General features: G+C 57.8%; 7 protein-coding genes. 2 read left to right on the top strand and 5 right to left on the bottom strand.

Annotated elements, in window-relative coordinates; genetic code table 11:
• Position 1 precedes the first annotated feature (1 nt).
• The 3 genes from nrdB to ubiG form a co-directional block, all read right to left on the bottom strand.
• A complete protein-coding gene (nrdB, locus tag ACP39K_RS05460) occupies positions 2–1,132 on the bottom strand; it encodes a class Ia ribonucleoside-diphosphate reductase subunit beta (protein ID WP_004935915.1) in 1,131 nt (376 codons plus the stop codon).
• A gap of 67 nt (positions 1,133–1,199) precedes the next feature.
• Positions 1,200–3,488, bottom strand: coding sequence for a class 1a ribonucleoside-diphosphate reductase subunit alpha (gene nrdA / locus ACP39K_RS05455; protein WP_016926928.1), 2,289 nt, complete (start codon positions 3,486–3,488; stop codon positions 1,200–1,202).
• Between the two features lie 438 nt (positions 3,489–3,926).
• Complete coding sequence (gene ubiG, locus ACP39K_RS05450; protein ID WP_004935909.1) at positions 3,927–4,652, bottom strand: bifunctional 2-polyprenyl-6-hydroxyphenol methylase/3-demethylubiquinol 3-O-methyltransferase UbiG; 726 nt, start codon at positions 4,650–4,652, stop codon at positions 3,927–3,929.
• 212 nt (positions 4,653–4,864) lie between these two features.
• On the opposite strand from ubiG, the gene gyrA reads away from it, so the two are divergent.
• Both gyrA and rcsC read left to right on the top strand, forming a co-directional pair.
• Positions 4,865–7,507 (top strand): DNA topoisomerase (ATP-hydrolyzing) subunit A, encoded by a 2,643-nt coding sequence (gyrA, locus tag ACP39K_RS05445; protein WP_028127742.1) that lies wholly within the window; start codon positions 4,865–4,867, stop codon positions 7,505–7,507.
• A gap of 166 nt (positions 7,508–7,673) precedes the next feature.
• The gene (gene rcsC / locus ACP39K_RS05440; protein WP_048796012.1) at positions 7,674–10,535 is read left to right on the top strand and encodes a two-component system sensor histidine kinase RcsC; all 2,862 of its coding nucleotides are present in this window, start codon (positions 7,674–7,676) and stop codon (positions 10,533–10,535) included.
• Between the two features lie 61 nt (positions 10,536–10,596).
• Here the strand turns inward: rcsC and rcsB are convergent, their stop codons facing one another.
• Both rcsB and rcsD read right to left on the bottom strand, forming a co-directional pair.
• Positions 10,597–11,247, bottom strand: a complete 651-nt coding sequence (gene rcsB / locus ACP39K_RS05435; RefSeq protein WP_004935900.1) for a response regulator transcription factor RcsB — start codon at positions 11,245–11,247, stop codon at positions 10,597–10,599.
• Positions 11,240–13,942 (bottom strand): phosphotransferase RcsD, encoded by a 2,703-nt coding sequence (gene rcsD / locus ACP39K_RS05430; RefSeq protein WP_497008346.1) that lies wholly within the window; start codon positions 13,940–13,942, stop codon positions 11,240–11,242. Before rcsD ends, rcsB begins: the two co-directional genes overlap by 8 nt.
• Positions 13,943–13,955: the final 13 nt, after the last annotated feature.

The following is a 13,955-nucleotide window of genomic DNA, read 5'->3' as shown; positions in this document are numbered from 1 at the left end:
CTTACAGTTCGAAGTCGCTCAGGTCGTCGGCGTTGATCTCCGAGTCGATCTGGCCAACCAGGTAGGAGCTCACTTCCACTTCCTGCGGCGCTACCTGCACGTTGTCGGACACCAGCCAGGCGTTGATCCACGGGATCGGGTTGGAGCGGGTTTCGAACGGCAGACCGAGGCCGACCGCCTGCATGCGGATATTGGTGATGTATTCCACATACTGGCACAGGATGTCTTTGTTCAGGCCAATCATCGAGCCGTCGCGGAACAGGTATTCCGCCCACTCTTTCTCCTGCTGGGCGGCCAGCACGAACAGATCGTAGCACTCTTGCTGGCACTCCTCGGCGATCTCCGCCATTTCAGGATCGTCAGCACCTGAACGCATCAGGTTCAGCATGTGCTGGGTGCCGGTCAGGTGCAGCGCTTCGTCGCGGGCGATCAGCTTGATGATCTTGGCATTGCCTTCCATCAATTCGCGCTCGGCGAACGCGAAGGAGCAGGCAAAGCTGACGTAGAAACGGATCGCTTCCAGCGCGTTCACGCTCATCAGGCACAGGTACAGCTGCTTCTTCAGCGCACGCAGATTGACGGTGACGGTTTTACCGTTCACCTGGTGGGTGCCTTCACCCAGCAGGTGATAGTAGCTGGTCATCTCGATCAGATCGTCGTAGTAGCCGGAAATGTCTTTCGCGCGCTTCTTGATCTCTTCGTTGGTGACGATGTCGTCGAACACCAGCGCCGGATCGTTGACGATGTTGCGGATGATGTGGGTGTAGGAACGGGAGTGGATGGTCTCGGAGAACGACCAGGTTTCCACCCAGGTTTCCAGCTCAGGGATCGAGATCAGCGGTAGCAGGGCGACGTTCGGGCTGCGGCCCTGGATGGAGTCCAGCAGCGTCTGATACTTCAGGTTGCTGATGAAGATGTGCTTCTCGTGCTCCGGCAGCGCCTGATAATCGATGCGATCGCGGGAAACGTCAACTTCTTCCGGGCGCCAGAAGAAGGAGAGCTGTTTTTCGATCAGCTTTTCGAAGATTTCATGCTTTTGCTGGTCGAAACGCGCAACGTTTACCGACTGGCCGAAGAACATCGGCTCTTGCAGCTGGTCGTTTTTGGTCTGAGAAAAAGTGGTGTAAGCCATAAGCCTGAATCCATCGTAACGTGGCTAAATGAAGGGGCCGGAAAACTCCGGCCCGCTAGGTCAAACTTTAGATCTTGCAGGCGCCGCTTTCGCAGTCGTCATCGCCGGCCTTGGCAGGCTGCAAATCTTCCTGGGCGTCTTCCGCGCCGTCGCGGGTGTTTTGGTAGTACAGCGTTTTCACGCCGAACTTGTAGGTGGTGAGCAGGTCTTTCAACAACTGCTTCATCGGCACCTTGCCGCCCGGGAAACGGGTAGGATCGTAGTTGGTGTTGGCCGAAATCGACTGGTCGATGAATTTCTGCATCAGCCCCACCAGCTGCAGATAGCCGTCGTTGCTCGGCATTTCCCACAGCAGCTCGTAGTTGTCTTTCAGACGCTCATACTCCGGCACCACCTGGCGCAGGATGCCGTCTTTCGACGCCTTGATGCTGATGTGGCCGCGCGGCGGCTCGATGCCGTTGGTGGCGTTGGAAATCTGCGAAGAGGTTTCCGACGGCATCAGGGCGGACAGCGTCGAGTTGCGCAGACCGGTTTCCTGGATCTCTTTGCGCAGGGTTTCCCAGTCGTAGTGCAGCGGCTCGTTGCAGATCGCATCCAGGTCTTTCTTGTAGGTGTCGATCGGCAGGATGCCCTGCGAATAGGTGGTTTCGTTGAACCACGGGCAAGCGCCTTGTTCCTGAGCCAGGCGGTTGGAGGCTTTCAGCAGGTAGTACTGAATGGCTTCGAACGTTTTGTGGGTCAGGTTGTTGGCGCTGCCGTCGGAGTAGCGCACGCCGTTTTTCGCCAGGTAATAGGCGAAGTTGATCACGCCAATGCCCAGGGTGCGACGACCCATCGCGCCACGGTGCGCGGCCTTGATCGGATAATCCTGATAATCCAGCAGGGCGTCGAGTGAACGCACCGCCAGGGTCGCCAGCTCTTCCAGATCGTCCAGGCTGTCGATCGCGCCCAGGTTGAAGGCGGACAGGGTGCACAGCGCAATTTCGCCGTTCTCGTCGTTGACGTCTTCCAGCGGCTTGGTCGGCAGGGCGATTTCCAGGCACAGGTTGGACTGACGCACCGGCGCGATCTGCGGATCGAACGGGCTGTGGGTGTTGCAGTGGTCGACGTTCTGGATGTAGATGCGGCCGGTAGAGGCGCGCTCTTGCATCATCAGCGAGAACAGCTCAACCGCCTTCACGCGCTTCTGGCGAATGCTGTCGTCTTTCTCGTACTGGGTGTACAGACGTTCGAATTCGTCCTGATCGGCGAAGAATGCGTCATACAGCCCCGGCACGTCGGACGGGCTGAACAGGGTGATGTCTTCGCCCTTGATCAGACGCTGGTACATCAGGCGGTTCAGCTGCACGCCGTAGTCCATGTGGCGCACGCGGTTGCCTTCAACGCCGCGGTTGTTTTTCAGCACCAGCAGGCTTTCCACTTCCAGGTGCCACATCGGGTAGAACAGCGTTGCCGCGCCACCGCGCACGCCGCCCTGCGAGCAGGATTTGACGGCGGTCTGGAAGTGTTTGTAGAACGGAATGCAGCCGGTATGGAAAGCTTCCCCGCCACGGATCGGGCTGCCCAGCGCGCGAATGCGGCCGGCGTTGATGCCGATGCCGGCGCGTTGCGAAACGTATTTCACAATGGCGCTGGAGGTGGCGTTGATGGAGTCCAGGCTGTCGCCGCACTCGATCAGCACGCAGGAGCTGAACTGACGGGTTGGGGTGCGCACGCCGGACATGATCGGCGTTGGCAGCGAAATCTTGAAGGTGGAAATCGCGTCGTAGAAACGTTTGACGTAGTCCAGACGAGTTTCACGCGGGTAGTTGGAGAACAGGCAAGCGGACACCAGCATGTACAGGAACTGGGCGCTTTCGTAGATCTCGCCGCTGACGCGGTTCTGCACCAGATACTTGCCTTCCAGCTGCTTGACGGCGGCATAAGAGAAGTTCATGTCGCGCCAGTGATCGATAAAGGAGTCCATCTGCTCGAACTCTTCAGCGCTGTAGTCTTCCAGCAGATGTTTATCGTATTTGCCCATCTCGACCATGCGCGTCACGTGAGCGTGCAGCTTCGGCGGTTCGAACTGGCCGTAAGCCTTTTTGCGCAGGTGGAAGATCGCCAGGCGAGCGGCCAGGTACTGATAGTCCGGCGCATCGCGGGAGATCAGATCGGCAGCGGCTTTGATGATGGTTTCGTGAATATCGGCGGTTTTGATGCCGTCATAAAACTGAATGTGGGAACGCAACTCTACTTGAGAAACCGAGACGTTGTGTAATCCTTCTGCGGCCCAATCGATGACCCGGTGGATTTTGTCGAGGTTGATGCGCTCTTTACGGCCATCGCGTTTAGTTACAAGCAGACTTTGGTTCATGTGGTGTTTTACCTGTCCGTATGGTGCCCCTAAGCAGAAGTGTAGTCGCTCTGCTCAGTATGTAAACACTATATATAGGGGTTGTATGTCGGTGAGGTAACAAGATAGTGAGAAAAAACGGCGTTTGCAAGTGAACAAAACCCGCCTAATTTGTGGATAACTTGGGGGTGAAATGTCACTTGCCTTTCGCAGTGCGCGCCGTGACTGGCGCGACAAGCTTGTCAATAAGCGAGATCAGATTTTCCTTAAAAACTGAAAAAATCGATCGTTTGGCGCTTTATTAAACGTTAGAAAAAAACGGCATATTGATCTGATTTAATATTCTAAAAAACTGTTTACAACCGCTATTTTGATCGAAGTCGCAAAAATTAGGTATTTTTCCTAACACCGCGTTGGCGCCGCCCCCCGGTAATGCAGGGCCGGCGCGGTTTACCGCGTTTAACCTTCGTGCTGGGTGTGCACCATGTAGTTCACGTCAACGTTGCGCCCAAGCTTGAAATGATCGGTGATCGGGTTGTAATGCAGGCCGATCATGTGTTTTTCGCGCAGCGGCGTGCCGTCGACCCAGCCGATCAGTTCGGAAGGGCGAATGAACTTCTTATGATCGTGGGTGCCCTGCGGCACCATCTTCAGCACGTACTCCGCGCCGATCACCGCCATCAGCCAGGCTTTGGTGTTGCGGTTGATGGTGGAGAAGAACACGTGGCCGCCCGGTTTCACCAGTTGGGCGCAGGCGCGTACCACCGAAGCCGGATCCGGCACGTGCTCCAGCATCTCCATGCAGGTGACCACGTCGTAGCGCTGCGGGTTGGCCTGAGCGTGGCTTTCCACTGTCTCCTGCACATAGGTGACGTCCATGCCGCTTTCCAGGGCGTGCAGCCGGGCGACCTGCAGCGGCTCCGCGCCCATGTCCAGCCCGGTTACCTTGGCGCCTTCGCGCGCCATGCTCTCCGCAAGAATGCCGCCGCCGCAGCCCACGTCGAGCACCTGCTTGTCAAAAATGCCGCCGGCGCGCTGCATGATGTAGTTCAGGCGCAGCGGGTTGATGCGGTGCAGCGGTTTGAACTCGCCTTCCAGATCCCACCAGCGGGAGGCGACGGCCTCGAACTTGGCGATTTCCTGGTGGTCAACGTTTTGCACTCGGCTGGATGATTCTGCGTTCATGGGCTTGTCTGGCTCCTTGTTCTCGTTGCGCGGATTATACATGTTCCGGCGCGGCATCGTCTGTGCCGATGCGTTTTTAGCGCACTTATCTGCACAATTTCCGTGAAACAGCGGCGGTTATTTTCCCGTAAAGCGTGCTTTGTGATATAGTTTTACACCTTTGCCACTATGGCAGCGGGCAGATGAATCATTAGTAGAGGGATAGCAGCTCCATGAGCGACCTTGCCAGAGAAATCACACCGGTAAACATCGAAGACGAGTTGAAAAACTCGTATCTGGACTATGCGATGTCCGTTATTGTCGGACGTGCCCTGCCAGATGTTCGTGATGGACTGAAGCCGGTTCACCGCCGCGTTCTGTACGCGATGAGCGTATTGGGTAACGACTGGAATAAACCATACAAGAAATCGGCCCGTGTCGTCGGGGACGTGATCGGTAAATATCACCCGCACGGTGACAGCGCGGTTTACGACACTATCGTGCGTATGGCTCAGCCGTTTTCACTGCGCTACATGCTGGTGGACGGTCAGGGTAACTTCGGCTCCGTCGACGGCGACTCCGCGGCGGCGATGCGTTATACCGAAGTGCGCATGTCCAAGATTGCTCACGAACTGTTGGCGGATCTGGAAAAAGAAACCGTCGACTTCGTGCCTAACTATGATGGCACCGAGCAGATCCCGGCCGTCATGCCGACCAAGATCCCGAACCTGCTGGTCAACGGCTCGTCGGGCATCGCCGTGGGCATGGCTACCAATATTCCGCCGCACAACCTGGCGGAAGTCGTCAACGGCTGCCTGGCCTATATCGACGATGAAAACATCAGCATCGAAGGGCTGATGGAACACATCCCGGGGCCGGACTTCCCGACGGCGGCGATCATCAACGGTCGCCGCGGCATTGAAGAGGCCTACCGCACCGGGCGCGGCAAAGTCTACCTGCGCGCGCGCGCGGAAGTGGAAGCCGACGCCAAGACCGGGCGCGAAACCATCATCGTTCACGAGATCCCGTATCAGGTGAACAAGGCGCGTCTGATCGAGAAGATCGCCGAGCTGGTGAAAGAAAAACGCGTGGAAGGCATCAGCGCACTGCGCGACGAGTCCGATAAAGACGGCATGCGCATCGTGATCGAAGTCAAACGTGACGCGGTCGGCGAAGTGGTGCTGAACAACCTGTATGCGCTGACGCAACTGCAGGTCACCTTCGGCATCAACATGGTCGCGCTGCATCAGGGGCAGCCTAAACTGCTGAACCTGAAAGACATCCTCGAAGCCTTCGTGCGCCACCGCCGCGAAGTGGTCACCCGCCGCACCATCTTCGAACTGCGCAAGGCCCGCGACCGCGCCCATATTCTGGAAGCGCTGGCTATCGCGCTCGCCAACATCGACCCGATCATCGAGCTGATTCGCCGTGCGCCGACCCCGGCGGAAGCGAAAGTCGCGCTGGTGGCGCAGCCGTGGGATCTGGGCAACGTCAGCGCCATGCTGGAACGCGCCGGTGACGACGCCGCTCGCCCTGAGTGGCTGGAGCCGGAGTTCGGCATCCGCGACGGCAAATACTACCTGACCGAGCAGCAGGCTCAGGCGATTCTGGATCTGCGCCTGCAGAAACTGACCGGTCTGGAGCACGAGAAGCTGCTGGACGAATATAAAGAGCTGCTCAACTTTATCGCCGAGCTGATCTTTATTCTGGAAAGCCCAGAGCGCCTGATGGAAGTGATCCGCGAAGAGCTGGTGGCGGTCAAAGAGCTGTACAACGACGGCCGCCGCACCGAGATCACCGCCAATACTTCCGACATCAACATCGAAGACCTGATCAACCAGGAAGACGTGGTGGTGACCCTGTCTCACCAGGGCTATGTGAAGTATCAGCCGCTGTCCGACTATGAAGCGCAGCGCCGCGGCGGCAAAGGCAAGTCCGCCGCGCGTATTAAAGAAGAAGACTTTATCGATCGCCTGCTGGTGGCCAACACCCACGATACGATCCTGTGCTTCTCCAGCCGTGGCCGCCTGTACTGGATGAAGGTGTACCAACTGCCTGAAGCCAGCCGCGGCGCGCGCGGCCGCCCAATCGTCAACCTGCTGCCGCTGGAAGCCGACGAGCGTATCACCGCCATTCTGCCGGTGCGCGAGTATGAAGAAGGGCGCCACGTGTTCATGGCCACCGCCAGCGGTACCGTGAAGAAAACCGCGCTGACCGAGTTCAGCCGCCCACGCAGCGCCGGCATCATCGCCGTCAACCTCAACGAGGGCGATGAGCTGATCGGCGTCGATCTGACCGACGGCAGCAACGAAGTGATGCTGTTCTCCGCTAACGGTAAAGTCGTGCGCTTCCCGGAAACGCAGGTGCGTTCGATGGGCCGTACCGCGACCGGCGTGCGCGGCATCAACCTCGGCGAAGGCGATAGCGTGATCTCACTGATCGTGCCGCGCGGCGAGGGCGACATCCTGACTGTCACGCAAAACGGCTTCGGTAAACGTACTGCAGTCACCGAGTACCCGACCAAGTCACGCGCCACCCAGGGGGTTATCTCCATCAAGGTGAGCGAGCGTAACGGCCAGGTGGTCGGCGCGGTGCAGGTGGAAACCAGCGACCAGATCATGATGATCACCGATGCCGGCACGCTGGTGCGTACCCGCGTTTCGGAAGTCAGCGTGGTCGGTCGTAACACCCAGGGCGTGACGCTGATCCGCACGGCGGAAGACGAAAATGTCGTCGGTCTGCAGCGGGTGGCCGAACCGGTGGAAGACGAAGAGCTGGACAGCCTGGAACCGGGCGCGGAAGCGGTGGAAGAAGACACCACGCCGCTGGACGATGGCGACGACGCGGCTGAGCCGGTGGACGACGACAACGTTTAAGCAAGGTGAGGGCGTCGGCATGCCGACACCGTAATGCACTGAGACAAAAGGGCCTGGCAGCGATGCTAGGCCCTTTTTCAGTTATATGGTTTAATTGGCGCACCGAGCCGCCGGCCGCCGCGCCGGCGACAACGCGCGCCGTCACTGACTTTCGTATGGTATCCGATTGAAATACTTAGCCTCTTTTCGAACTACGCTGAAAATATCCCGCTATTTGTTCCGGGTGCTGGCGATTTTGCTGTGGTCGTTGGGGGCGCTGCTCACCACCTTTTATATTCTGAATATCCTGCATCAGAAAGAATCTGACATCCGGCAGGAGTACAACCTCAACTTCGATCAGGCGCAGGGCTACATCCGCCATTCCGCCGACATCATCCGCGACATCAAGTATATGGCGGAGAATCGCCTCAACGGTTCGGTCAGCAGCCTGGACATGTTCAGCGGCGTATTTCCCGGCAAAGGCAGCCCGCCGCAATTCTTTCCGCTGTACCCGGAGTCCAACTGCACGCTGAGCACCACCTACCGCAGTTCGCTCGATTCGCTGAGCGGCCTGATCCAGTATTGGAAAGAGAACTTCGTGGCGGCCTACGATCTTAACCGGGTGTTCTTCATCGGCGGCGACAGCCTGTGTATGGCGGAATTCGGCGGCGGCAACGCGAGCGCCAATCGGGAAAACGTGCTGAAGTCCCTGCATGAGCGCATTCTGAAATACCGCAACGCCAAGAATCTGGACAAAGACAACAACCTGTATTGGATCAGCCCCAGCGCGCAGCGGCCCGACATCGGTTATCTGTATGTGCTGACCCCTCTCTATATCGGTAATAAGCTGGAGGCGCTGCTGGGCATCGAGCAAACCGTCCGGCTGGAAGATTTCGTCACCGCCGGCAGCCTGCCGATCGGCGTCACGCTGTTGGATGAGAACAACGAGCCGGTGCTGCGTCTGGCGGACGGCGATCGCTATGCCGCTGCGCTCAACAGCTACCCCGAAGAGCATGCTTACTTCGGTTATGTCGACAATTACCGCGACCTGATCCTGAAGAAAGCGTTGCCGCCTTCATCGCTGAGCATCGTTTATGCGCTGCCGGTGAAAAGCGTGGTGGAACGCTTCAAGATGCTGATCCTCAACGCGCTGTTGCTGAACCTATTATCGGCTATCGTGCTGTTCACGCTGGCCTGGCTGTTTGAGCGCAAGATGTTCTTGCCGGCGGAGGAGAACGCCTTCCGTCTGGAAGAACACGAGCAGTTCAACCGCAAGATTGTCGCCTCGGCGCCGGTGGGCATCTGCATCCTGCGTATCAGCGACGGCACCAATATCCTGAGTAACGAACTGGCGCATAACTACATCAACCTGTTGACCCACGAAGATCGCGATCGCATTACGCGCATCATTTGCGAACAGCAGGCGAATTTCGTCGATGTGATGACCAGCAACAACAACAACCTGCAGATCAGCTTTGTCCACTCGCGCTACCGCAACGAAGAGGTGGCGATCTGCGTGCTGGTGGACGTCAGCGCGCGCGTGAAGATGGAAGAGTCGCTGCAGGAGATGGCGGCGGCGGCGGAGCAGGCCAGCCAGTCCAAATCGATGTTCCTGGCCACCGTCAGCCATGAGTTGCGCACGCCGCTGTACGGCATTATCGGCAATCTCGATTTGCTGCAGACCAAGGCGCTGCCGCAAGGGGTCGATCGGCTGGTCAACGCGATGAATAACTCTTCCGGCCTGCTGCTGAAAATCATCAGCGATATTCTCGATTTCTCCAAAATCGAGTCCGAACAGCTGAAGATCGAACCGCGCGAGTTCTCCTGCCTGGAGGTGATCACCCATATCGCCGGCAACTATTTGCCGCTGGTGGTGAAGAAACGTCTGGGGCTGTACTGCTTTATCGAACAGAACGTGCCGGAGCGCATTTTCGGCGATCCGGTGCGGCTGCAGCAGGTGCTCTCCAACCTGGTGAACAACGCCATCAAGTTCACCGATACAGGCTGTATCGTGCTGCAGGTCTGCACCCGCGGCAGCTACCTGGAGTTCAGCGTGCGCGATACCGGCGTCGGCATCCCGGAGAAGGAAATCTCGCGCCTGTTCGATCCGTTCTTCCAGGTGGGGACCGGCGTGCAGCGCCACTTCCAGGGAACCGGCTTGGGGCTGGCGATCTGCGAGAAGTTGGTCAACCTGATGGACGGCGACGTCTCCGTCGAGTCCGAACCGGGGCTGGGCAGCTTGTTCAGCATTCGCATTCCATTGTTTAACGCCCAGTTCCCGATCCCGCAGGCCAGCGATACCTGGCAGGGCCGGCGGCTGTGGCTGGATATCCGCAATCAGCGCCTGGAAAGTTACCTGATGGCGATTCTGGGCGGCTACGGCGCCGATATCCAGCGCTATGACGGGCAGGATACCGCCGCCGGCGAGGTGATGCTCAGCGATTACCCGCTGATGATGAACACGCCGCTGCTGGCTCAGATCCAATTCTCCACCGAACATATCGGTCCATCGCAGGAAACCCGGCCGGGTTATTGGATGCACAGCACCTCTACGCCGCGTGAAACGCTGACCTTAATCAACCGGTTGTTCGGCGTCGGCCACGGCGCGGCAGAGGCGCTGGTGCAACTGCCGGTGCCCGCCAAGGCCAGTGCGGCGGACAACGGCGATATTTATCTGCTGGTGGTTGACGATCATCCGATCAACCGTCGCCTGCTTTCCGATCAGCTGGGGTCGCTGGGGTATCAGGTGGTGACCGCCAATGATGGCGTCGACGCGCTCGGCGTGCTGAAACAGCACCACGTCGATATTGTGCTGACCGACGTCAATATGCCGAACATGGACGGCTATCGTCTGACGCAGACCCTGCGGCAGATGCAGTTCAGTGCGCCGGTGATTGGCGTGACGGCGAACGCGTTGGCGGAAGAGAAACAGCGCTGCCTCGAGGCGGGCATGGATAATTGCCTGTCGAAGCCGGTCACGCTGGAGACGCTGGAGCAGACGCTGGCATATTACAGCCAACGGGTACGCTACAACCGCAGCGAGGTCTGAAAAGCAAACAGGCACGGCGGATGCCGTGCCTGTTTGGCGTTAACCTGCCGTGAGGCGGGCTTTAGTCTTTGTCCAACGGCGTCATGCTGACGGACGAGAGGTAGTTGAGCAGGGCGATGTCGTTTTCGACGCCCAGCTTCATCATCGCCGATTTCTTCTGGCTGCTGATGGTTTTGATGCTGCGGTTGAGTTTCTTGGCGATTTCGGTCACCAGGAAACCTTCGGCGAACAGACGCAGCACTTCGCTCTCTTTCGGCGACAGGCGTTTGTCGCCATAGCCGCTGGCGCTGATCTTCTCCAGCAGTTTGGAGACGCTTTCCGGCGTGAACTTCTTGCCTTTTTGCAGGGCGGCCAGCGCCTTCGGCAGATCGGTCGGCGCGCCTTGTTTCAGCACGATGCCTTCGATATCCAGATCCAATACCGCGCTCAGGATCGCCGGGTTGTTGTTCATGGTCAGCACGATGATCGACAACTGCGGATAGTGGCGCTTGATGTATTTAATCAGCGTGATGCCGTCGCCATACTTGTCACCCGGCATCGACAGATCGGTGATCAGCACGTTGGCGTCCAGCTTGGACAGATTGTTGATCAGTGCGGTTGAGTCTTCGAACTCCCCAACGACATTCACCCATTCAATTTGCTCAAGTGACTTCCGGATGCCAAACAGTACGATAGGATGGTCATCAGCAATAATTACGTTCAGGTTATTCATGTTGTTGGCTACCTTGCTTCAGCAGTCTGCTGACGAAAAAATCAATCTGACTGATGTTATTCTCGATCTCGGGCGCATCACCTTCTGCGATGCGCTGTTCTAACGATTCGCACAGCTGCTTGCCGGGAAGCAGATTTAACATGGCAAACACGCCTTTCAGGCGGTGTGCGGTTTGTGACAGCGCATTGAAATCACTGCTGCCCGCCTCAGTATACAGTTTTTTGACATCGTCGGGTACTGTATCGACAAACAGCCCATAGTAATCACTTGATTTCAATTGTTTTTCATAGAGTTGGATATCTTCTGAGCTCAATGAAAGCGGGCTTTCTTCCTGTTCCAGCGCGGCCATTTGCTGTTCGATCAGCATCAGCACGGCGTCGATTAAAGCGCCGTTCAGATTATAGTTCACCCGAATGTAGCGTTTATCCAGCGCTTGCCAGCCCGGTTCATCGGTCGCCAGCAACAGGGTGTAATCATCGGCGCGCTGCGGGTTATCGGTCAGCAGCACGTCATAATCGCGGTTGACCGCGCGATCTTCGGCGACGAGGCAGTCGGCGCCGTAGGCCTGCAGCAGACGAGTCACGATGCCGCGCACTTCATCCGACGTAACGTCCAGCAAGGCGGTGACGCCGTCGAGCAGCTTTTCCTGCTCCTGCGGCTCTTTTTTCTCCATCTCCATGGCGACGCGAATGGTGTAGCGAGTGCCGATATCCACCTTGCTGCGAATGTCCAACTGGCCGTTAAGCTTCTTGCACAGCTGATTGCACAGGAAGAACGTGAGGCCGGAACCGTGGTTGAAGCGATCCACCAGCGTCTGGCTGAGGAACGGATAGTTAAGGTTGCTGATCTCTTCGTTGGAGATGCCGGAGCCGGTGTCGTTGATTTGGAAAATCAGGCGGTCAGGGTGCTCGGGCTCATGGTCGATAACCAGAGAAACCTTGCCGCAGGCGGTGGTGATAATGGCGTAATGCACCAGCAGCGAGATCACCTTGCGCAGCGCGTTGGCGTCGCCGATATAGTTCTGCTCGACGTCCAGCTGGAAATGCTTGAACAGCGCCAGCCCCTTCTGATTAAGGGCAGGCAGGGCCTCCAGCAGCAACTCATCGATCATCGCCGTCGGGTTGAACGGCTCGCGCGTGGGTTGCCAGTCCTGGGTTTCCAGCCGGGTCAGCAGGGTGATGTTATCAATCAACTCCAGCACCGAAGCCGACGCCGCCGTCAGCTGGCCCAGCAGAGCTTGCTGTTGTTCCTCATCCGGTCGGCTGTGCAGACTGTCGACCAGATCGTGCATTTTGCGTACCGGCTGATTCAGCTCGATGCCAAGATTGTGCAGCATCAGCTTGCGCGCCTGAACGTTTTTGTCGTATTCGCGCCGCGCCTGCTGCAGCCGCTTGTTCACCATCACCTCTTTATCCTGATCGTGCATCAGGAACAGGTAGGTGTCCGGCGACAGCTGGCTGCGGAAAATGCGGATTTCATACACCTCGTTGTTGACCGTCGCCTGGATCACCCCGTGATGCTGTTCGGCCATATGGGCGATCTTTTGCAGGCTGAGGTGCGGCAGCAGGTGCTCGGCGATTTTGTTGCTGGCGATCACCGTATTGTTGGCGAAGCTGTAGACCAGCAGGCCGGAGGGCAGGCTGGAGATGATCTCCTGATTCAGCGCGCGCTCGGCCTCCAGCTCTACCGCCATGTTTTCGCTCGGGCGAATGTACTGGCGGCGGATAAAGTAGATGCTCAGCATCGACAGCGCCAGCAGCAGCAAGTTGACTGCGATCAGCCAGATGTTGTTGCGCAGCAGATCGATGGCCAGATTGATGGCCGAAACGCGATACACCACCTTCAGCGGCGCATTGGGCAGAGCGGCGCTGAACTCCACCCAGCCACCGCTCATCGTCGCATGGGTACCGAGGACGCTGTCCGCCGGGATGGCGCTATCGTCGAGATCGACATCGTCCGGCAGCAGCAGGAAATTGGCGCGGGCCAGATTGGCCGGAATGATGTCGTTGATTGGCAAATCGAAGGCGATCACCGTCGCCAGATGCCCCGGCTGATTGAACGTGGTGCGAATCGAGAACGAATAGGCGTTCTGGAAGCGCTGCTTGCGCAGGTCGGAAAAGCTCTCGCGTTCGTCGAGCATATTGGCCTGTTGCAGCATCTCGGCGCGGCGTTCGTCCGCCGAGGTGGTCAGGTAGCTTTCCCGAAAGCGCGAAGCCAGCTCTTTGAGCGGCTGGGTGGTGATCAGGCTGAGGCTATTGTCCTGACCATTGAGGTAATACATGGCGTAGTTCTCGGTCTTGGCGCCCCAGCGGGTGTCCAGGTAGTCCGAGATATTGGCGATCATCGCCAGCGTGTTTTCGTCATGGCTGCCGAAGATTACCGCGTCGGTTTTCTTGTGCGGTTTCTCGACATAATAGACATCGGGCCGCAGGCGGGTTTCCTGCAAACCGGGATCGACATTCTGCGCCGGCGCATTGCCGAATTTGTCATAGACCTGATAGGTCATATAGCGGTAGGCATCGATACGCTTTTGCAGCGAACCGGCGATGCTGTTCAGCGTGTACTTCTTTTCCGCCAGCCAGGCGTTGGTATAGTTGTAGCCATACAGGCCGATGCCGATCGTCAGCAGCACGATAAACAGCAGGAAGCAGCGGGTAATGTTGCTGGAGCTTATGGTCAATTGTTTATTTTGCATAGTGGCTGCGCAT

This window comes from Serratia sp. EC4 (genome assembly GCF_059652115.1).
Note: the sequence above shows the minus strand (reverse complement) of the source record. Positions and strands in the feature narration are given on the sequence as shown.